A 20,230-nucleotide genomic window follows, 5' to 3' on the forward strand; every position below is an offset into this window, starting at 1 on the left:
TATAGTGAAGAATACAATTGATCAAAAATAATAAAAGGGTGGTCAAGCATGAAATTTGATGAAGTAATGGCAGCACTTGAAGAGATGGGCAACGAACAGACCAAGAATATATATTTACGTCACGGCGCACATGAACCAATATTCGGAGTGAAAATTGGAGATATAAAAAAACTGGTGAAACATGTGAAAAAAGAGCAAGGCCTTGCATTCAGCCTGTACGAATCGGGAAATTTCGATGCCATGTACCTGGCAGGATTATCTGTAAATCCTAAAGAAATGAATAAAGGAATCTTACAGGATTGGGTCAATAAAGCAGATTGGTATATGCTGGCTGAATACACGGTTGCTAATATAACCGCAGAGAGCGACTACGCTATTGAATTAGCGAATGAGTGGATCAAATCGGAAAATGAAATGACGGCAACGGCTGGCTGGAGTGCCTATGCAGGGTATATTAGTATTACCCCAGACCAAGAAATCAATATAGACGAAATCAAACAGTATCTGAAACATATCGAAAAAACGATACATAAAGAGAGAAATAGAGTACGCTACGTAATGAATGGATTCGTCATTTCAGTTGGAGCACATGTAGCCCCGTTGTTAGATGACGCAAAACAAGTGGCGAATAAAATTGGGAAGGTACATGTCGATGTTGGTAATACAGCATGTAAAGTACCGGTAGCGGCCACCTATATAAAAAAGATAGAGGATAAAGACAGGGTCGGAGTGAAAAGAAAGACATGCATTTGTTAAATAGGTAAAGGGAGATTGGAAAGGAGCTATATTGAATTTATTTGGCAGAGCTGACGGTACAATAACCATATTTTCAATAAATGTATACTACTAATATAGGAAGAATTTCAATTAGTCAACAACCGGTCATTTTCATTTCTCTGTTGCAGAAGAAGTGTATAGCTACTAGACTATGAAATAGAGTCCTTAACAGAATCAGGAGCAATGTACAGATGAATGTAGTAAGAAAGGGTACTATTTTAGGTATAGCAGCAAGCATACAAGGATTGGCAATGGCTATCTTTTTGTTTCCCCATTTAATCCCTTCAGGTGGCGCTGCAAGTGTGAGTGTGCTAGTAAACTATTTGTTGGATGTCCCATTTGCCATTACGCTATGGGTGTTAAATGCTTCTCTTTTACTAGCTGCAGTAAAATGGTTAGGAAAAGAGAATGCACTTTGGACCATGTATTGTGTGACAGTCACGTCGTTTGTAGTCAATTTCTTGAATTCTCATTTAATCGGAACTGTTTCCTTTATTTTCGTCGATCTCTTGATTGGCAGCATCCTTTTCGGAATAGGGATAGGCATTCTTTTTAGAATGGGAGCATCCTCTGGAGGGATGGACATTTTAGCACTTATTATTTCAAAGCTAAAAGGCTACACCCCAGGGAAGATTTTATTCTTCATTAATGGCAGTGTATTACTACTGACAGGAGTCGTAGTAGATTTAAAAATCATTCTTTTTGCCTTAGCCTGCCAATTCATATCAACAAGAATTCTGGATGTCATTTGTCAGTTGGAATACAAACGAAGCCTCAACCGCCTTGAAAATCAGTAAACAGAAGGTCCGTCCCTATTGAGGGACGGACCTTCTGTTTACGATATTTCTTTAATGATGGATTTGACTGTGTGTTCCGGTGAGTTTTCGAAAAGTGAAATATATTGAAAAAGTTTGTTCTTGGGAAGCAGGTGCTTTCTAATTTCTTTAGCCGTTTTTCCCTCCAGGTGTGCTTTCATAACGGCTTCTTGAAGGTTTTGAAGATAGGCTAGTTTCTTCTCTAAAAGCTTTCTCCCATGCTTCAAGTACCCTTGATGTGAACAATATACTTCCTGAAAGGAATACTGAAGTGTTTTGTCTATTGAGCGAATGAGTTCCGGTACAGACTCGAATGAAAAGTTAGATGTAGGAGAATGGAATAAATATAAATCCCCCGAAAAGCAAATGCCCTTTTCTTCATCAATGAGAACAATGTGATCCTCAGCATGTCCCGGTGTATGAACAATTTTAAAGGAGTGTTTAGTGGTTTCAAATACTCCCCATTGAAGTGGTGACGGGTGAAACGCTGGACGATTATGCCAGAACATAGCTCTGTAAAAAGGAAGTTTAGTGCTGTGGTTGCATTTTTCCACCCCTAATGGATGGATCCATTGAGGAATGGAGTAAAACCTTTCAATCCATGAACTATTACCAGTATGATCTTCGTGGTGATGAGTATGAATGACTTCTTTAATCTGGAGCTCTTTAAAAATAGTGCGCACTTCATTCTTCATACTGTATGGTCCCGTATCAACGAGAACATCATCGACTTTAAAAATATAAACGGGCATCTTCTGACCTAATGTTTGAACGTTTAATTTAAATGATTGTATCAATGCAGTAACTCCTTATGTATAAGTGTTATAGTACATTATTCGAATGAAAGTTTTAAATTCCTGCATGAATACATATTTATGTACGAATTTCCTGTTAAAGGTCGAATGGAAAGGTGTATATGGTATAATTTTCTATAAGGGAAATATCAGACATTTTTTGAAGGGGTTTTCAATGTATGAAGGTGAAACAGAAGTCTTTACTTGTAATCCTTACGATTCTGATGGTGATTACTATCGTAATGCTAGATAAGATGGGTTTGAAAAAGGCCATTGAAGCATGTGAGAACAATGAGGGATTAGCAGAAGTGAAAGAAGGGATCCTTTCTTGGAATGTTTCATGTGAAGAAAAGTAACTCCTCCAATGCTAAAAATGGTAGACTAGAGAGTAGAATCATTATTCACAGGGGGAAATGCTTTGCAGAAGTGTAATGTATGTAACAATCAGTTTCAATGGAAAGAGATATTATTCTCCATTTGGAGATCTTATAAACCTATTGAATGCAGTCAATGTGGGAAGAAGCATACAATAAATTTTGCCTCGAAATTTTTTGTTTCATTTCTCATCATCGTTCCAGCGGTTGTATTCGGATTATTGATTGCACCCGATAAAGGGCTATCAAAGCCGGTGACTTTTGGTGTGATCGTTGGTTTGGCGTTTATAGTCTCGTTGATTTTACCGTTGTTCGTTAAATACGAGTATAAAAACTAAACATAAAGAGAGCTGCCGAAATAGGTAGCTCTTTTTTCAGCCATTGAAAGATCTCCAAAAGGAATTGGGTTTTAGTTAGTAAGTTCAAGAATGTCATGATGGTGAAGGAATTATAGACTTCATGTCACCGGGCTGAAAATCAAGATAGCTAAAGGACAATAAATGTAAGACAATAAATGTAATATGATGGATGTTCGTTCCTGTTTATCACAAAATGTTCGGAATTTCTTCAGCAATTATATGACAAAGCGACGGCTGATAGTATAGAATGAAAGATAATTAAGGTAAGGCTTCAAGAGTTTAGAATGCATCAAGCAATAGTATTGAAAATCGATTTTCAAATTAATGAATAGTTAATAGAAGTAAAACGGTTCTCGAATATTTGGCTGATTCATTTCATTCTTTTGGTAGGTTGTGCTGTTTTAAGGAGAGAATTGATGCTAGAATACAAAGTTCACCAAGGAGTCGGCAAAGAATATGTGGTGTTCCTTCATGGCATTGGAGGGAACTCGAGAATATTCGGCAAGCAGCTCGATATTTTCAAAAAATATTATAATGTGATAACGATTCATTTGCCAGGGCATGGGGAGTCCCCAAGTGTAGAATCATACAATGAAAAATTCACAATTGATTTAAATGTTCGTGAAGTTTTTAAGGTATTAGATCATCTTCAAGTGGAACGTGCTCATTTTATCGGAATTTCTTTAGGATCGGTTCTAATCCACGCTTTATTACAGGCTGCTCCAAACCGAGTGAAAAGTGCCGTATTAGGGGGATGTATCACTAGATTCAATTTGTTATCCAATACACTACTTAAAATTGGTGATGCAGTGAAAAATATGATTCCTTTCATGTGGTTATATAAAATTTTCGCCTACATCATGATGCCTAAAAGCAATCACAGAATTTCCAGAAAGTTATTCATACGCGAAGCAAAGAAAATGAATCGTAATGATTTTCTCGGGTGGTATCGTCTGACACCGTTTGTGAAATCAACTTACGCTTCTGTGCAGGAAAGGGCTTCTCATGTACCTAAGCTTTATATATCCGGGAAAGAAGATCATCTGTTTGTTCGGTCGCTTGATCAGGATACAATGGGAGACCCTTCAGCCACGAAAGTGTTTCTTGAGGATTGTGGACACGTATGTAATGTAGAGAAGCCAAATGAATTTAATCGACTTGCTCTTGATTTCATTTATAAGAACCAAGATGTTCCATTGCGCAGGGTGCAATAAAATTAATGAAAATCCCATTTCTTCATTGGAATGGGATTTTTTGTATAGCTTCATGTTAGGTGCAAACTTGATTTATATAGTTATAGAGGGGAGAAATCTCTGTTAAGTAATCTGCTGTTTCTTAACAGGGATTTTTTTAAAAAAGGTTAAGTATTTGGAGAAAGGGAATAGGGAGGTACGGAATGTTTAGACGGGGTTAACGGTAATGATTAAGCGAGGTCCGTCCCTTAAAGGAATTGAGGAAGGATTAAGAGAATATAGTATAGATGGGTGTTCGGAGGGGAGTTGGGGTTTGTGAAAGAGATGATGAATTTTAGGTATGAGGATTATCCTTTTGAGTTGTTTTCGGTATCCCATGTGGCAGCTATGATTGTCTCGTTTGGATGTATGATCGGTTTGTATCTTCTTAGGAATCACCTAAGCGGTAGAGGTAAGAGTGTGTTGAAATGGAATCTCGTGGTACTGCTGATTTTGAGTGAAGCATTATTTCAAATTTGGTACTTTATCAATGATTATTGGGATGTAGCCATTAATTTGCCGCTTCAATTATGTTCCATCTCATTGTACCTTTGCATGATCATGCTCATTACGAAAAACTATAGAATCTTTGAAATCAGTTTTTTTGCAAGTATGACTGGTGCTGTTATTGCCATCGTGACACCTGAGTTGTTTTTTGGTTTTCCCCATTTTCGTTATTTCCAATTTTTTATAGCGCATCTTGCAATTGTATTATCCTGTTTGTACATGACATGGATAGAAGGCTACACATTGACGTTCCGGTCTATGCTGAGGGCATTCATAGCTTTAAATCTAATTGCTGTCATGGTATTTATCCTGAACAAATTGGTAGGAGCAAATTATATGTTCCTTTCACATAAACCGTATAATGCAAGTCCCATAGATTATTTAGGGGAGTATCCCTGGTACCTCCTGTCACTTGAAGGAGTAGCCCTTATATTATTCAGCCTCCTTTATTTACCATTCTATCTCTTTAGAAATAGAAAGAGTATAGATGAATTGTAAATATATGAAACTTTCCTTGGTATCAATCCGTCTATTAACATATAAGAAAAGTCAGGTGTGAATATGATGAGTAATAGTATGATCATAAGTATGATCATTTTGGTTTCTTATGGACTAGGAAGTTTAACAGGTGCTTATTATATAGTGAAAATGTTTACCGGTGAAGATATCCGTAAAATGGGGAGCGGGAATGTCGGTGCGACGAATGCAGGTAGAGCCATAGGGAAAAAGGGATTTCTGCTGACGCTGCTGGTTGATGTCGGAAAAGTGATTCTTGCACTAATGTTAACGGCTCAACTGGCAGAAGGTGAGATTTACTCTGTTCTCAGTTCTATTTTTCTCATGATCGGACATTTGTTTCCAATCCAACTTGGACTTCATGGCGGAAAGGGAGTAGTTGTTTATTTGGCATCTGCATTATTTCTCAATCCCTTTACAATTGGGATTTTCGCTATCACTATGGGAGTCTCATATATGATCTTGAAGAAATACACCATTGCCGGTTTTCTCTCAATGGCAACCATTCCGATTACGGCTTATGTGATTGAGGGTTCATTCACCATTTTCATCGGATTATTGTCACTTTTTGTGACGGTTCTGATGGTACATAAACGATAACAGAAGCAATCTTTCGATACATAGGAGGAACGAGAATGGAAAACCTTTCTCTTCAGTACAAAATTGCAAGTGAATCATGTGAGTTTCAACAAATCTATTCCCTGAATTATCAGACTTTTGTAGAAGAAATACCTCAGCACGAAGGAAATCCAGAACGCAAACTGATAGATAAATTTCACGATGAAAATACATATGTTATTGCTAAAGATGAAGGGGAAGTCGTGGGCATGATCGCGGTTCGTGCCAAGCGTCCCTTCTCTCTGGATTTAAAACTGGGAAATATTAATGAATATTTGCCGGCTGGGGCTGTTCCTTGTGAAATTCGATTACTATCCGTAAAAGAATCGTATAGAAGTACGAGAGTTTTTTATCAATTATGTGAGCGCTTAGTATCTTATTGCTTGGAGAAAGGATATACGATGGCTCTCATTTCAGGAACGGTTCGTCAGCTCAAGTTGTATAAACGAATAGGTTTTCAGCCTTTTGCCGATCTTGTGGGGGAGGAAGGGGCCAATTTTCAGCCCATGTATTTAACCCGCGAAAGCTTCGAAAATTCGACGAAAGCCTTTCAGAAATTAATGATTCGCAAAACAGAAAAATCAGTTCCGCTTTCTTTCCTTCCTGGTCCGGTTCCACTTCATGGAACGGTAGAAGAAGCTTTCAAAAGGGAACCTGATTCTCATAGAAGCAGCGTGTTTATTAACGAAATGGCAGAAGTAAGAAGATCATTATGCGAGATAACAAACGCAAACCATGCAAAAGTTGCAGTGGGAACGGGTACCCTATCTAATGACATGGTTGCAGCTCAACTGAAATCCTTGAACGGAAGCGGGCTTATTCTGGCAAACGGAGAATTCGGGTACCGGTTGATTGATCATGCAAATAGGTTTGATTTATATTTTCATACATTCCAAAAAGATTGGAATGAAGCAATTTCATTAGGCGAAGTGGAAAGCTGCCTCAAGGAAAACAAAAACATAAAATGGCTTTGGACGGTACATTGTGAAACGTCGACCGGCTACTTATATGACCTGGACGGGCTACTTTCTCTGTGTAAAAGGTATGGAATAGAACTATGCGTCGATGCTTGCAGTTCGGTTGGGACCATTCCAGTGAATTTTAAAGAAGTGTACTTTGCCACAACGGTCAGTGGGAAAGGATTAGGCTCTTATCCCGGCCTGGCAATCGTATTTCATCGGGATGAAATACAGCCCAGCACATCAATTCCAAGGTACTTGGATGTGGGAATGTACGAGGTGAATGGAAGCATCCCCTTCACCCACTCTTCTAATATGGTAAGGGCTCTAAAGGAGGCACTGCACTATCTTGACTATGAAATGCATGAAAAATTAGCTCAGAGAGTACGGTGTGTGTTAACTCAGGGAGGATTTCAAATACTGGGGGATGAAAACTATTCTCCTGGAGTGATTACAATTGCTTTGGAGAGGGAACAGTGTAGTAGACAGTTTGGTGATGTGTTGAAAGATAGAGGGATTTTATTAAGCTACGAAAGTGACTATTTAGTTAAGAGAAATTGGGTGCAGGTGGCGCTCATGGGAAAACAAAACGAACGAAAGGTTTTGAAAGCAATGAAAATACTCAACAAAGAATATCAAAGCAATGTTGATTCCAGGGTTGTGAAATGAGTAGGATATCCCGTTTTATATCTCGCTTTAAGACATACAAATTAATTGGGTTTGCCATCCTAACCTTATGGTTAAAGACCGTATTAGTTTCTTTAATTGGATTCAATCTACATATCGAATCCCTCTTGGACTTATTACTCATCATATTCAATCCTCTTGGTTCGTTAATGCTATTAATCGGATTCAGTTTTTACTTCTCAAAAAAGATTAAACCCGCTATTGTCGTCATTGTAATGGGGATTGCAACAGGACTTTTATACGGTGATCTATTATATTTTCGATTTTACTCGGATTTTGTTACCGTTCCGATTTTATTTCAGTTTAAAAATGTGGGAGGGATTGGACCAAGTACATTTGAACTGATGAGTCCCTGGGATCTACTTTTAATTGTAGATTTCCTACTTGTCGGGTGGTTATTAAAGAAAAAGTGGGCGCCTACTTCTTCCATTAAGGTCTCAAGGAGGTGGAAGCTTTCATATATCGTGTTGAGTCTAGTGCTGTTACTCATAACAGTGGGATTAGGACTGATGAAATCTCCATATTTATTCGCTGAATCCTATGACAGAGAGCAAATGGTCAAATCCGTGGGACCATATAATTATCATTTATACGATATTGGGGTTGAAGCTACGGTCCCATTCACCAAGATGCTTGCCAGTAAATCAGACACAGAAGCGTCCATAAAATATACACAATCCAAGAAACATAACAAGTCAGATTTGTTCGGAATTGCCGAGGGGAAAAATGTTGTATTGATCAGTATGGAATCCACCCAAAATTTTGTCATCAATCAAGAGGTCAACGGAGAAGAAATCACACCGTTTTTAAATTCTTTAATCAAAGATAGTTACTATTTCAACCAAATTTATGATCAAACCGCACAAGGAAAGACGTCAGACTCTGAATTTATGATTGATACAGGGTTATATCCCTTGGCCAGTGGATCGGCATTTGTTCGCACACCGGATAACCGCTATAAAAGCATGCCTCATATTTTAAAAAAGAAAGAAGATTATTATGCCGCAGTTTTCCATGGGAATGATCGTACATTTTGGAATCGTGATGTGATGTACGAATCATTAGGATATGATCGCTACTTTTCGAAAAGAGACTTCAATGTATCTGAAGATAACTCGGTTAATTATGGATTAAAGGATATACCGTTCTTCGAACAATCTATTTCGTATCTTGAAAAATTGCCCCAACCATTTTATACACGTCTCATCATGCTGACGAATCACTTTCCCTTTCTATTAGAAGAAGAGGATAAACTTATCCCGGAGGCTTCAACAGGGGAGGATGTTGTCAACCGTTATGTTACCACGGTACGTTACGAGGATGAAGCGATTAAGACATTATTTAAGAACCTTAAAGCAAACGGAATGTATGAGAATACTGTATTTGTACTATATGGAGACCATTATGGTATCTCAGAAAAATATGAAAATGGAGTTTTCGAGCTTTTAGGACAGGAAGATACCCCAGTGAATCATGTGAAGCTCCAGCAGGTTCCCCTCATTATCCATGTCCCGGGTGAAAAGGGAAAAACGATTGAGACGATAGGGGGAGAAATTGATATTCGTCCAACCATACTTCACTTATTGGGGATTAAGATGAACGATAATCTGTCATTTGGTCATAACCTGTTCACTAGAAAGGAAGATCATCCAGTCATTTTCAGGGATGGAGATTTTGTTACAGAAAACTACGTTTTTAAAGACAATGTTTGCTATGATAAGAGTAATGAAACATCTGTTTCTGAGTCATTATGTGAACCTTTTAAAGAAACGGTAAGAAAAGAGTTAGGTATGTCGGATGATATCATCTATGGAGATTTGTTAAGGTTTTTAGAATAGCAGGAAGAAAACCCGACTCTAAATTAGAGTCGGGTTTTCTATTGGATATTTAATTATTAATAATATTATTATGTAAACTATAGTGCGTTCTTTATTTATTCCCGCTTTCTAAGAGGCCAAGTTTCTCTGTGCCATTTTCAGATTTCATTTCGTAGAATTGTCCATTAAAGCCAATCACTTCTATACTAAGTTTGTGGCTAGGGTCATTCAAGCTTATGTAGTGTCTATTTATACGTAATGTAAATAGTCCAGGAGAATAGGCTCCGTCTCCATTTGCAAGCTTAATCCTCTCTGTAATGTTCCCATTAGCACTTTCCAATTCAATGATAGAGCAGTCTTTATTGCAGTCAATATTGTGTTCTTCTTGCAGCCAAATGGCGAAATCTTTTTCTGTCGGCTTATTTAGAATGGTTATGGTGCAAAGTGTTACGATCAGACCTATTAGAAATAGGGATGTCCATCTTTTGCTCATTGCATTTAGCCTCCCACCAGGTTGTAGAGCCCTGGAAAATCTTGATAAAGTAAGTGTATCATAGATTAAGAGAGAGGAGATTATTTCAAGAAAAAAGCCCAGGATATAAATACCCTAAGCTTTTGGTGTTGATTATTGTTTGGTTGTGAGAGGTAGACGAATTTTCACGACAGTACCCTTATTCAACTCACTTTCGTATTCAATCATTCCACCCATTTCACGAATGATTTTATTCGTCACCATGCTGCCAAGGCCGGTGCCCTTTGTTTTCGTTGTGTAAAAGGGTAAACCGATCTTTTTTAATTCATCCCCAGTCATTCCTTTTCCAGTGTCTGAAATAGTCATCAACACATCGTCTCTCGAAGAGTCCTCCTTTAAAGAAATGTTGATTTCCCCATGGTCCTCAATCGATTCGATTCCGTTCTTAATGACATTCATGATCGCTTGCTTCATATGATGCTCATCACCCTTTATATAATAGGTGTCATTTTGGTGGAAAAGTATCGATGTATTCGAATAGGAGGCAAATGGTCTTAGTAAATCCACACAGTCCTGAACCACCATTTCCAGGTTCAGTGTAGACAGCTGAAATTCACTTGGTCTTGCTACGCTAAGGTAGTCTGTGATGATTTTATTCGTTCGATCTAATTCATTGAGAATAAGAGGGGAGTACCTTTTAAACCGTTCATCCTCAGAGTCCTCGCTTAGATGCTGTATGAATCCTCTTACGGTTGCAAGAGGATTTCGAATCTCGTGTGCAATAGAAGCCGCCATCTGTCCCACCATATTCAATTTATCGAGATAAACCATTTCTTCGATCTGTTTATTCGTTTGGATCAAATGTTCAATAATGAACACAAGAGCCACAAAAGTAAAATAGAAAACAGTGAAATAAATAAAATAAAACGGCAAATGGAGAATAGGAATATAGTTGTTAATAATCGTAATGTAAAACAATGAATGAACCAGGAAGATGATCGTACTTCCCATTAATTTATATTGTGTCTTTAATAACATCTTACGAAAGAGAATACCTATTACAAACGCCAACACGGAGACAGTTATTCCAACCATAACATATGGACCACCTATTAAATGGCGGAAGATGATCACGCATCCTAAAACGATAGATCCTGATAATAATCCGGCGTAGATTGTCGCAATTAATATGGCGATCATGCGTAAGTCAAAATGAGTTTCTCCCAGGGTTTCAATCGGATAGAGCATACACAATAAAGCCCCAAAGGATGCGATAAGGCCATAAGTGATTTTATGTTTAAAATGTGGAACTTGTTTTTCTTTAAATGGAAATAAAACGTTAGCATTATATGTAAAAGAAAACAAAATTGTAATATTGACCAACAGGGTTTTGATTAATGTAATCAAAGAAAAGCCTCCAAAACCTAATTTACCTGGAAACAGAAAACTGTTTATCCAAAATATGAATATACAAGTATTAAAAATACTTCATTTTCCCGTTTGAGTCAAATCTTACAATTAATTGAGGGACGGACCTTGAAGTTATAACTAGAAAATCGTTAAATACCTTGATTAACATGATTAAAACAAGATTTATTTATTCCAATGAAGTTATATGGTGTTTCATTAGAGGTCCGTCCCTCACTCTTAGCAGGTATTTTGACGGTGATAATAGAATATATAAGTTATACAAGCCGGTTTTTATGAGTTTTTTGGAAATAGGTTTGGTGTATATTACATAGATCATTTTAGTTCCAATGAGATGAGTTCAGTAGTTGACGCGGGGTGTTTATCTTAGGAGGAGGAATGAAGATGATTGAAGGACAGGTAATAAATCCATTGCAGCAAGTGAAAATAAAGCATAAGAAGATTCCCCTTAAAGAGGTTGTGAAAAGAGCTGTCCTCATTACCATCGGGGCGATGATCATGGCGGTTGGTCTTGAAATATTCCTGGTCCCGAATCAGGTCATCGATGGAGGAATCGTTGGCGTCTCGATTATGCTCTCCCATATTACCGGCGTTAAGCTTGGTCTTTTCATCTTTATTCTCAATATCCCCTTTTTCTTCATCGGGTATAAACAAATCGGAAAAACCTTCGCATTCTCTACACTTTACGGCATTATCATACTATCGATTTCAACCACTTTTCTTCATCCGGTAGCTGCCTTCACACAAGACATTCTTCTAGCTTCTTTATTCGGCGGGATCGTTCTTGGAATAGGTGTGGGTATGGTCATTCGTTACGGTGGATCTCTTGACGGTACGGAAATCCTTGCTATTCTATCAAGTAAAAAGCTCCCATTCTCTGTCGGTGAAATTATTATGTTTGTCAATCTGTTCATTTTGGCTTCCGCCGGATTTGTGTTTAGTTGGGATAGAGCCATGTATTCACTTCTTGCCTATTACGTAGCTTTTAAAATGATTGATATTACCATTAAAGGACTTGATGAATCCAAATCTGTTTGGATTATAAGTGAAAATTATAAAGAAATTGGTGATGCCCTCTTACACAGACTGGGGAGGGGAGTGACCTATTTGAAGGGGGAAGGAGCCTTTTCAGGAGATGATAAAAAAGTGATATTCTGCGTCATCACACGTCTGGAGGAAGCGAAACTTAAAGACATCGTCGCAGAACATGATCCATCCGCTTTTCTAGCCATTGCTGATATAGCAGAGGTAAGGGGAGGGAGGTTCAAGAAGAAAGATATTCATTAGGCAGAAGCACAGTATAGGGAAACCCCTTGACTGTGCTTTTTTTGATTTGACTTAAATAATTGATTTTAGACTCCTTTCGTCAGTCAAATGATTCATTGGAAGTGTTCTGTTTAATAGCTTACAATTCCTTATTGTCGTCCCGTGTCGGTTATAGTATGATAAGCTAGATTATCACGGGACGGGGGCAAGAGTGTGAAGAAAGTCATGTTGCTTGTGCTATTTTGCTGTTTTGGAATTTTCCAGCAGATAAACGATGTTCAGGTTCATATGGGAGGAGAAGTCATTCAGGATCAAGCCCAGATTGCCTATCTTGAGGATGATTCTTTCTCATTGAACCCGACTTTAGTGACGAAGAAAGTAGAAGATAAAAGTAGATTTCCTTTTAAAAGAATTCTGCCCCTGATTCCTCCCATTTTTTTCAATGAGCGACTCTTTTCCCATTGTAGTGGGGATTCAACCGGTTTTGAAGTCATCGTGAAATATCACTCCAACTATCTTTCATGACTGCTTTATTCACAGTATGATTAAACGATAGAGGAGAAATGATAAATGGACGTCATCATGTTAATAAAAGCATTCATCTTAGGCTTGGTCGAGGGGTTAACGGAATTTGCCCCTGTATCTTCCACTGGCCATATGATAGTAGTAGACGATTTATGGATCAAATCAAAAGAAGTATTGGGTAAATATCCAGCAAATACGTTCAAAGTTGTGATCCAACTAGGCTCAATTTTAGCGGTTGTCATTGTATTTAGAGAGAGATTTAAAGATTTACTTGGATTTAATCAACGTACCGCAAGTAAAACATCCAGTTTAAAGTTAACCCACATACTGGCTGGATTGATTCCCGCAGTGATCCTGGGCTTGTTATTTGAGGATTATATCGATGAGCATCTTTTTTCGCTTAATACAGTTCTGGCTGGCTTAACGATCGGTGCTTTCCTCATGATTGCAGCGGATTTATTTCGCCCCAAAAGCGTCACAGTGGAAAATGTTGATCAGATAACACATAAAAAAGCGATGGTGATCGGGCTTATTCAATGCTTATCATTATGGCCAGGATTTTCACGGTCAGGATCCACCATCTCTGGAGGAGTTTTACTTGGATTAAGCTACCGGGCTGCGTCGGATTTTACATTCATAATGGCGGTTCCGATCATGCTGGGAGCAAGTTCCCTTTCTCTAATGAAGAACTGGATGTACTTCACCCCTGAATTTCTACCGTTTTTATTGGTTGGATTTCTAAGTGCATTTCTATTCGCTTATCTGTCAATACACTTTTTTCTTAAAGTAATCAATAAGATCAGGTTAATTCCTTTTGCCATTTATCGACTGGTTCTGGTCGCGATAATATTTCTTGTTTTTTACTAAAATCACTCTTGACAGTTAGAAAATACTACCATATAATTTCAATAACAATTTTATTCTAAATTGAATATACTATACGAAAGCAAAGATGAGGACATGATTCATTCTGTTTTTTCTTGATCAGAGAGCAGGGTCACCGGCTGAGAGCCCTGAAGAGAAAGGAATGACTTACCACCTCGGAGCTATTATGGTGAAATGTCAGTATCCATAATCGGGAAAACCGTTATCTTACTTAAGCGAAGAGTACTATTTTACACTTCGGAATTAGGGTGGAACCACGACCGCACTCGTCCCTTGGTTAGGGATGGGTGCGGTTTTTTTATTAATTGAATAAAAAGTGATGAAGAGGACACGAATCATTTACTGCTTTTCTTACCAGAGAACAGGGTCACATGGCTGAGAGCCCTGAAGAAAAGGAAATGATTTACCACCTTGGAGCTATTATGGTGAAATGTCAGTATCCATAATCGGGAAAACCGTTATCAACTTTGAGCGGAGGGCTTTTGTTCAGCACTTCGGAATTAGGGTGGTACCACGACCGCATTCGTCCCTTGACAGGGATGAATGCGGTTTTTTATATAAAAAAATGATTAGGAGGAGACAAAATGTCAATTCAATCTGAAGTGGAAAAACGTAATCACAGGAAATTGGGTCAGGAGCTGGAGCTTTTTGTATCGATGGAGGAAGCACCAGGGATGCCCTTTTATTTACCGAAAGGGATGCTATTACGTAATGAATTGGAAGACTTTTGGAAGAAGGAGCATCGGAAAGCAGGATACCAAGAGATTAGGACTCCCATCATGATGAAGCAGGAGCTATGGGAAAAGTCAGGGCACTGGGATCATTACCATGAGAATATGTATTTCTCAGAGGTAGATGATCAGAAATATGCAATCAAGCCAATGAGTTGCCCAGGGGCAGTCTTGATCTATAAAAGTAAGAGAAGAAGTTATCGTGAATTACCCCTTCGATATGGTGAACTGGGATTGGTTCATCGACATGAGCTATCGGGTTCATTAAGCGGATTATTGAGAGTCCGCTCCTTCACTCAGGATGATGCTCATCTATTTGTAAGGGAAGATCAAATCCGGTCGGAGCTTCATAAAGTATTGGATCTTATCGATCTTTTCTATAGTAAATTCGGGTTTGACTATAAGGTTGAGCTTTCGACTCGTCCGGAAGATTTTATGGGCTCCGTTGCATTATGGGATCAAGCTGAAGGAGATTTGGAAGGTGTGTTGAAAGAGAGAGGAGTCAACTATCATGTTAATAAAGGAGACGGTGCTTTCTACGGGCCCAAAATTGATTTTCATATATTGGACGTCATTGGTCGAAGCTGGCAATGTGGAACAGTTCAACTTGATTTTCAAATGCCTGAAAAATTTGAGTGTGAATATATTGGAGAAGACAATGGAACAGCCAGACCGATTATGATTCATCGAGCGATATACGGTTCGATCGAACGCTTTATGGCAATCATCATTGAACATTTCGGAGGAGACTTTCCCCTTTGGTTAGCTCCACACCAGGTCAAAATCCTTCCAATCTCCGACGCGCATATCCAATATGCTCAAGCTGTGAAGTCTCAATTAGAAAGAGAAGGGTTTAGGGTGGAAATCGATGATCGTGTAGAAAAAGTCGGTATGAAAATCAGAGAAGCAGAGATGCAAAAAGTTCCTTATATGATGGTAATTGGAGATAAGGAGGTCGAGGGTGATTCTATTTCGTTACGTAAGAGGAAGGAAGGAAACGTCGGCATGTTGAAGATAGAAGATGCTTTATTGAAGTTACAAGAAGAGATAAATGGCTCGGATAAACAGTCGAACTAAGCGTTATAAATCCACTTGACCTTTTCCTGAATTTTCTTTACAATTGGAGAAAGAAAATTCTGAATATGAGAGGGGGAGAAGGAATGCAACAATATTATCGATCATGTTTAGCCATTTCTCCCCCTATAAAAAGAGCTAAAAGGGTATTATCCATTACCTTTTTAGTTCTTTTTTTATGTCCAGGGGAGGAAAAAAGATGAGATATAAGCGTGTATTAATTAAATTAAGTGGTGGGGCATTGGCTGATAAGGAAGGAAATAATTTTGGTGCAGAAGAACTTGAACACATTGCAGGAGAAATCATGTCCATCGTCAATATGGGGATTGAAGTCTCCTTGGTGGTAGGTGGTGGCAATATATTTCGAGGCAGTCTTGCAGATACATGGGGAATAGACCGGGTAGAAGCAGACAGTATTGGAACCCTTGGAACCATCATCAACAGTTTGATGCTTAGAGGGGTGTTGAAAAGCAAAACCGACAAAGAAGTTCGAGTGATGACTTCAATTCCAGTTTCAACGTTAGCTGAACCTTATATTCGACTTCGCGCCGTTCATCATCTTGCAAAAGGATATATTGTCATATTCGGTGGTGGGAATGGTCAACCTTTCGTTACGACGGATTATCCCAGCGTTCAGCGAGCCATTGAAACGAATAGTGACGCCATCCTGGTAGCCAAGCAAGGGGTCGATGGTGTTTTTACAAGTGACCCTAAACGGGATAAAAAGGCCAAGATGTACCATAACCTAAATTATGATGACGTTGTAACGAATAATATTAAAGTCATGGATCAATCAGCTCTGCTGTTAGCAAGGGACTATAAACTTCCTGTTCACATTTTTAATTTTGATCAGGCAGGAATCATGGAGGAAATATGCTCAGGTCAGAAGCGGGGAACACTAATTAATCATGAAGAGACGAGACTTTGATAATGGGCATTTTATTCACTTAAACCTAGATGGGAGGAGCAAAGCATAATGGAGATCGGGATCCATAACAAATATGATCCGGATAAGATAGATGAGATACGTGCAGTGTACCAGTCAGCAGGTTGGTTGAAGCATTCAAATGAAGTAATTACCAAGGTTTTTCAAAGAAGTGATATAGTCACTTTCGCTATAAGTGATGGTAGGATCATTGGAGTTGGAAGAGCCCTAACGGATGGTGTATTCAATGCAGCAATATATGATGTGGTCGTTCATCTAGAGTATCAAAAAATTGGAATCGGCAGTCTCATCATGAGTGACCTTTTAGAGCAGTTAAAAGATGTTTCCTGCGTTCAATTAATCTCCACAACCGGTAATGAAGAGTTTTATAGAAAACATGGAATGAAGAAACTGAAAACGGGTATGGCTAGATATTTGAATTCAAGTTTGACGGGTGAGTATTTGGATTAAGAGGCATTGAAAAAGAGAGACGGCCACGTGTGACCGTCTCTTTTGTTTACACCATTTCCTTATAGAGCTTTTCATACTGAATCGCCACATCGAAGTCCAAATCCGTGAGGCCATTTTCACTCCAGGAAGTCAACTCTACTATAACCAATTTGTATTGAATCGTTATAAATGGATGGTGATTCACTTCCTCCGCTGCCTCTGCCAGCTTGTTGACAAACCTTATTCCTTCAAGATAATTCTTGAACCGGTAGCGCCGTTCAATCCATTTCTCTTCTTTAATGCGCCATTTCTCAAGAGTTTCAAGTTTATGAGAAATGGCAGCTTCACTTAACTTCTTCATACCATAACTCCTTTCCTTCCATATATGACATCAAGACCATTTTGAATGAGACGTGCAAACCGATCCTGCTTACTTAATATATTTAAGTCTTTCAGAAGCTCTTCCTTTAACTGAGATTCCGGCTCGTGAATCTGCAATAGTTCAATCATTTCAAGTCTAAGCAGCCACTCTTCAGGGAAATCCTCTTTCAGCCTGCCAACTATACTATGAATAAGATCTATGGAAAAGGCTACTTCTCTCAGTTCTCTGACCTCTCTAAAGAGGCTGTCCAATGGTGTAAGATCACGGGGTTTGCCATCCTCTTCTTCAATGAGTGGGGTGTGTCCGAAGAAAGCACCATAATCAGCCGCATGTGGACGCGCTGAAACGATTTCACTGCCTACTGCCAAATCGTAAGTTCCCCATGAAGGGTGGAATAAAACGTGTTCACCCAAAGTCACCATACATTCATCAATTGATATGAGAACAAGATGATGATGGTGAAAGACGAGATTCGTCACATGTCCAGAGACTTCAATCCCACCATCAAATGTGATTTGCATCATTTTATTCATCTCAATGCCAAGCTTCCTTAAATCCGCTTCGGTCTGGTCCTCAAGAATGGTACCATCCTCAAGGATACCGATAGGTGCACCAAAGCCATCAGCGTGATGGTCTGTCCCGTGATGATCGAGCTGCTCGTCTTGGATGGAAAGTGAAGTAGGTCCTACGGTTTTGACGTAGATAGCTTCACCATGCTCATTTTTTATTACTTCTCTGAAGATGCCGGTGACTTGTAATCCTGAATTGTATTCGATATGAGCAAGTTGATTAGAATGTATCGCTTTATCTATAGCTTCTGTTCCACCTTTACGGAAAGCCATGGTCTCTCCGAATTTCTCGACGTCTTCAATGAGTTGGTCGAAACTTTCACAAACAAATAATTGAGTTTGCATAGAGGTAACATCATAGCTGGTATGGATGGCGTCTTCGATGGAGAACGGCCTTTTGATCACTTCACTTGATAAACAGTGCTTGCTTTCTCCAACCGATGAAAGCAGTCCTGCACCGAAAATCTTCGGTTGATGAAAATCACCGATTAAACCGAATTCCACAGTCCACCAAAAGATTCGTGAAATTTGTTCTGCTTCAGAAAGACCGGAAACGGCCTCTTGCTTTTCAATTAACACCTGCTTTGCATCTTCAATTTCTTTCTCAGTGGAGCATGGATTCTCCATCACAATGGATAAATGCCTGGTTGCTTCAAATACTTCGTGTTCTTCTTCAGTGGCAAAAGCGTTTGCTCCGATATTGCCGATTATCTTTACAAATCGGGAATAGGTTTCATTAAACAAAATTGGAGCGTGTCCGGCTGCTTCATGCAATATATCAGGAGCAGGGGTGTATTCGATATTCGATTTTTGACGAATATCCGTCGCTATTGGGAGAATTCCGTGAGCCTGGAAATCAAAGAACGCTGTACCAGGGATCAAACCGTCTACAATTGCAGCCCCCCAGCCAATTTTCGCTAAGTGCCGGTTCATATCACTTACCTTAGGAATTTCGTGTATGTTAATACCGGAGGCTTTTAATCCTACAGTGAAAGCTTCATGAGCGGTATCTTCAAGAAAGTGATAATTCTGTCTCATCACATAGCGCCACACGGCATGATCGATAGGGGTGTATGAATGATAATGCTGTTCAGCTACAAATTGGCGTAAATGACTTGGAATGGTTTGGTTCATATTAAACTCTCCTTATTTCAAGATGTTATTTAGTGCTTAAACGCTTTTATGCGCGAAAGTAGATACATACAAAAAATCCCTGCTGAATAAATCAGCAGGGACGAAAAAGATCGCGGTACCACCCTTGTTGTAAGCAAATTGCCTACCACTCGAATTGATAACGGACAATAACCGTCTTGTTCCACTACAGAACAAGAAGCTCAAGAAACGTAATTCATGATTTTCCTATGTACTAGTTCCCAGCACCACTAGCTCTCTATAACAGGGAGGAGACCACTACTTCAAATCCATCAAAGCTCTTCATAAATATGTATGATCAAGATGCTTTATATCTTAAACGCTTTTAAGCGTTAAAGTCAAGGGGTTTTTACGTGTATATGATGTTTATTTAAGAATCAATAAAGGTGTTGGTAATTTCAATTAAAGGAATTTGGCAGATATAAAACTGAAGCTAACGTGCTTAAAAATAGCCCCTCAGATAAAAAACGCCAGGAAAACCTGGCGCTATTAGTTATAAAATTTGTGTTTTTTCCTGATGATCCTGAAGTTTCATCTGTTCTAATTCCAGTCTCATTTTCTGGGTTTCAATCACAAAATTTTCGTGTTTCAGTTTTTCAAGTTCGAGTTGGTCTTCTATCATTTTTTGTTTTAGCTTGGATTGTTTTTGGAAGTGGTCCGTTATGATTCCGAGGATGGGTATTGAAAAGATCATGATAACAGCAATGGTTCCAGTCATGACAATCCTCCTTTTTCTCCTAATCGTATTCGTTACTTAATAGTTAAATTATAACAAAACACGAGGTGGATTAGTATATAGTGTGGTAATGTTAAGATAGAATCTTCTTAGAAGAATATACGAATAAAAACATAAAAGAGTTTCATGTTTTCTAAATAAAGAGGAGAGTTTCAGTAACAATTATTTTTCGCGGAGAAT

21 protein-coding genes and 2 other annotated features are annotated in these 20,230 nt (G+C 38.7%); of the genes, 15 read left to right on the forward strand and 6 right to left on the reverse strand.

All coding sequences use genetic code 11. The features are described from left to right. Positions 1-48 precede the first annotated feature (48 nt). Together ACCB35_RS10195 and ACCB35_RS10200 are read left to right on the forward strand one after the other, a co-directional pair. The gene (locus ACCB35_RS10195; protein ID WP_374056756.1) at positions 49-756 is read left to right on the forward strand and encodes a DNA alkylation repair protein; all 708 of its coding nucleotides are present in this window, start codon (positions 49-51) and stop codon (positions 754-756) included. Positions 757-968: 212 nt separating this feature from the next. Continuing rightward, positions 969-1,574: a YitT family protein gene (locus ACCB35_RS10200; RefSeq protein WP_374056757.1), complete on the forward strand. Its 606-nt coding sequence runs from the start codon at positions 969-971 to the stop codon at positions 1,572-1,574. A gap of 38 nt (positions 1,575-1,612) precedes the next feature. Here ACCB35_RS10200 and ACCB35_RS10205 read toward each other — a convergent pair whose 3' ends face one another. After that, positions 1,613-2,389, reverse strand: coding sequence for an MBL fold metallo-hydrolase (locus ACCB35_RS10205; protein WP_374056758.1), 777 nt, complete (start codon positions 2,387-2,389; stop codon positions 1,613-1,615). 176 nt (positions 2,390-2,565) lie between these two features. Here ACCB35_RS10205 and ACCB35_RS10210 point away from each other — a divergent pair, with 176 nt between their 5' ends. The 7 genes from ACCB35_RS10210 (at position 2,566) to ACCB35_RS10240 (ending at position 9,476) form a co-directional block, all read left to right on the forward strand. Next, complete coding sequence (locus ACCB35_RS10210) at positions 2,566-2,742, forward strand: hypothetical protein (protein ID WP_374056759.1); 177 nt, start codon at positions 2,566-2,568, stop codon at positions 2,740-2,742. A gap of 62 nt (positions 2,743-2,804) precedes the next feature. Further along, positions 2,805-3,098, forward strand: a complete 294-nt coding sequence (locus ACCB35_RS10215) for a TIGR04104 family putative zinc finger protein (protein ID WP_374056760.1) — start codon at positions 2,805-2,807, stop codon at positions 3,096-3,098. A gap of 437 nt (positions 3,099-3,535) precedes the next feature. Beyond that, positions 3,536-4,333 (forward strand): alpha/beta fold hydrolase, encoded by a 798-nt coding sequence (locus ACCB35_RS10220; protein WP_374056761.1) that lies wholly within the window; start codon positions 3,536-3,538, stop codon positions 4,331-4,333. A 303-nt stretch (positions 4,334-4,636) separates the two neighbouring features. After that, complete coding sequence (locus ACCB35_RS10225; protein ID WP_374056990.1) at positions 4,637-5,356, forward strand: TIGR02206 family membrane protein; 720 nt, start codon at positions 4,637-4,639, stop codon at positions 5,354-5,356. Positions 5,357-5,419: 63 nt separating this feature from the next. After that, the gene (locus tag ACCB35_RS10230) at positions 5,420-5,974 is read left to right on the forward strand and encodes a glycerol-3-phosphate acyltransferase (RefSeq protein WP_374056762.1); all 555 of its coding nucleotides are present in this window, start codon (positions 5,420-5,422) and stop codon (positions 5,972-5,974) included. A 35-nt stretch (positions 5,975-6,009) separates the two neighbouring features. Next, positions 6,010-7,620, forward strand: coding sequence for an aminotransferase class V-fold PLP-dependent enzyme (locus tag ACCB35_RS10235; protein ID WP_374056763.1), 1,611 nt, complete (start codon positions 6,010-6,012; stop codon positions 7,618-7,620). Next, a complete protein-coding gene (locus tag ACCB35_RS10240) occupies positions 7,617-9,476 on the forward strand; it encodes an LTA synthase family protein (RefSeq protein ID WP_374056764.1) in 1,860 nt (619 codons plus the stop codon). Before ACCB35_RS10235 ends, ACCB35_RS10240 begins: the two co-directional genes overlap by 4 nt. A gap of 91 nt (positions 9,477-9,567) precedes the next feature. Here ACCB35_RS10240 and ACCB35_RS10245 read toward each other — a convergent pair whose 3' ends face one another. Both ACCB35_RS10245 and ACCB35_RS10250 read right to left on the reverse strand, forming a co-directional pair. Continuing rightward, complete coding sequence (locus ACCB35_RS10245) at positions 9,568-9,948, reverse strand: hypothetical protein (RefSeq protein WP_374056765.1); 381 nt, start codon at positions 9,946-9,948, stop codon at positions 9,568-9,570. Positions 9,949-10,080: 132 nt separating this feature from the next. Beyond that, the gene (locus tag ACCB35_RS10250) at positions 10,081-11,334 is read right to left on the reverse strand and encodes an ATP-binding protein (RefSeq protein WP_374056766.1); all 1,254 of its coding nucleotides are present in this window, start codon (positions 11,332-11,334) and stop codon (positions 10,081-10,083) included. Positions 11,335-11,733: 399 nt separating this feature from the next. Here ACCB35_RS10250 and ACCB35_RS10255 point away from each other — a divergent pair, with 399 nt between their 5' ends. From ACCB35_RS10255 to ACCB35_RS10280, 6 genes are all read left to right on the forward strand, one after another. After that, complete coding sequence (locus ACCB35_RS10255; protein ID WP_374056767.1) at positions 11,734-12,642, forward strand: YitT family protein; 909 nt, start codon at positions 11,734-11,736, stop codon at positions 12,640-12,642. A gap of 192 nt (positions 12,643-12,834) precedes the next feature. Next, the gene (locus ACCB35_RS10260; protein WP_374056768.1) at positions 12,835-13,146 is read left to right on the forward strand and encodes a hypothetical protein; all 312 of its coding nucleotides are present in this window, start codon (positions 12,835-12,837) and stop codon (positions 13,144-13,146) included. 45 nt (positions 13,147-13,191) lie between these two features. Beyond that, the gene (locus ACCB35_RS10265) at positions 13,192-14,013 is read left to right on the forward strand and encodes an undecaprenyl-diphosphate phosphatase (protein WP_374056769.1); all 822 of its coding nucleotides are present in this window, start codon (positions 13,192-13,194) and stop codon (positions 14,011-14,013) included. Between the two features lie 328 nt (positions 14,014-14,341). Beyond that, positions 14,342-14,565, forward strand: a binding site (T-box leader). Between the two features lie 50 nt (positions 14,566-14,615). After that, positions 14,616-15,839 (forward strand): threonine--tRNA ligase, encoded by a 1,224-nt coding sequence (gene thrS / locus ACCB35_RS10270; protein WP_374056770.1) that lies wholly within the window; start codon positions 14,616-14,618, stop codon positions 15,837-15,839. Between the two features lie 196 nt (positions 15,840-16,035). Then, a complete protein-coding gene (pyrH, locus tag ACCB35_RS10275) occupies positions 16,036-16,764 on the forward strand; it encodes a UMP kinase (RefSeq protein WP_374056771.1) in 729 nt (242 codons plus the stop codon). Positions 16,765-16,812: 48 nt separating this feature from the next. Then, positions 16,813-17,232, forward strand: a complete 420-nt coding sequence (locus tag ACCB35_RS10280) for a GNAT family N-acetyltransferase (protein WP_374056772.1) — start codon at positions 16,813-16,815, stop codon at positions 17,230-17,232. Between the two features lie 46 nt (positions 17,233-17,278). Here the strand turns inward: ACCB35_RS10280 and ACCB35_RS10285 are convergent, their stop codons facing one another. From ACCB35_RS10285 to ACCB35_RS10295, 3 genes are all read right to left on the reverse strand, one after another. Beyond that, positions 17,279-17,572: a 4a-hydroxytetrahydrobiopterin dehydratase gene (locus ACCB35_RS10285; protein WP_374056773.1), complete on the reverse strand. Its 294-nt coding sequence runs from the start codon at positions 17,570-17,572 to the stop codon at positions 17,279-17,281. Next, positions 17,569-19,296 (reverse strand): aromatic amino acid hydroxylase, encoded by a 1,728-nt coding sequence (locus ACCB35_RS10290; protein WP_374056774.1) that lies wholly within the window; start codon positions 19,294-19,296, stop codon positions 17,569-17,571. The genes ACCB35_RS10285 and ACCB35_RS10290 overlap by 4 nt, the downstream gene beginning before the upstream one ends. 93 nt (positions 19,297-19,389) lie before the next feature. Next, positions 19,390-19,599, reverse strand: a binding site (T-box leader). 208 nt (positions 19,600-19,807) lie between these two features. Further along, complete coding sequence (locus ACCB35_RS10295; RefSeq protein ID WP_148969181.1) at positions 19,808-20,032, reverse strand: hypothetical protein; 225 nt, start codon at positions 20,030-20,032, stop codon at positions 19,808-19,810. Positions 20,033-20,230: the final 198 nt, after the last annotated feature.

Source organism: Rossellomorea sp. FM04394, from assembly GCF_041889765.1.
In the GTDB taxonomy this organism is placed as follows: Bacteria; Bacillota; Bacilli; order Bacillales; family Bacillaceae_B; genus Rossellomorea; species Rossellomorea aquimaris_B.

Bases quoted from the DNA above. Each gene is read 5' to 3' on its own strand.
- ACCB35_RS10195 (WP_374056756.1), top strand. From the start codon at position 49: ATGAAATTTGATGAAGTAATGGCAGCACTTGAAGAGATGGGCAACGAA.
- ACCB35_RS10200 (WP_374056757.1), top strand. From the start codon at position 969: ATGAATGTAGTAAGAAAGGGTACTATTTTAGGTATAGCAGCAAGCATA.
- ACCB35_RS10210 (WP_374056759.1), top strand. From the start codon at position 2,566: ATGAAGGTGAAACAGAAGTCTTTACTTGTAATCCTTACGATTCTGATG.
- ACCB35_RS10220 (WP_374056761.1), top strand. From the start codon at position 3,536: ATGCTAGAATACAAAGTTCACCAAGGAGTCGGCAAAGAATATGTGGTG.
- ACCB35_RS10225 (WP_374056990.1), top strand. From the start codon at position 4,637: ATGATGAATTTTAGGTATGAGGATTATCCTTTTGAGTTGTTTTCGGTA.
- ACCB35_RS10230 (WP_374056762.1), top strand. From the start codon at position 5,420: ATGATGAGTAATAGTATGATCATAAGTATGATCATTTTGGTTTCTTAT.
- ACCB35_RS10235 (WP_374056763.1), top strand. From the start codon at position 6,010: ATGGAAAACCTTTCTCTTCAGTACAAAATTGCAAGTGAATCATGTGAG.
- ACCB35_RS10240 (WP_374056764.1), top strand. From the start codon at position 7,617: ATGAGTAGGATATCCCGTTTTATATCTCGCTTTAAGACATACAAATTA.
- ACCB35_RS10245 (WP_374056765.1), bottom strand. From the start codon at position 9,948: ATGAGCAAAAGATGGACATCCCTATTTCTAATAGGTCTGATCGTAACA.
- ACCB35_RS10255 (WP_374056767.1), top strand. From the start codon at position 11,734: ATGAAGATGATTGAAGGACAGGTAATAAATCCATTGCAGCAAGTGAAA.
- ACCB35_RS10265 (WP_374056769.1), top strand. From the start codon at position 13,192: ATGGACGTCATCATGTTAATAAAAGCATTCATCTTAGGCTTGGTCGAG.
- thrS (WP_374056770.1), top strand. From the start codon at position 14,616: ATGTCAATTCAATCTGAAGTGGAAAAACGTAATCACAGGAAATTGGGT.
- pyrH (WP_374056771.1), top strand. From the start codon at position 16,036: ATGAGATATAAGCGTGTATTAATTAAATTAAGTGGTGGGGCATTGGCT.
- ACCB35_RS10280 (WP_374056772.1), top strand. From the start codon at position 16,813: ATGGAGATCGGGATCCATAACAAATATGATCCGGATAAGATAGATGAG.
- ACCB35_RS10285 (WP_374056773.1), bottom strand. From the start codon at position 17,572: ATGAAGAAGTTAAGTGAAGCTGCCATTTCTCATAAACTTGAAACTCTT.
- ACCB35_RS10290 (WP_374056774.1), bottom strand. From the start codon at position 19,296: ATGAACCAAACCATTCCAAGTCATTTACGCCAATTTGTAGCTGAACAG.
- ACCB35_RS10295 (WP_148969181.1), bottom strand. From the start codon at position 20,032: ATGACTGGAACCATTGCTGTTATCATGATCTTTTCAATACCCATCCTC.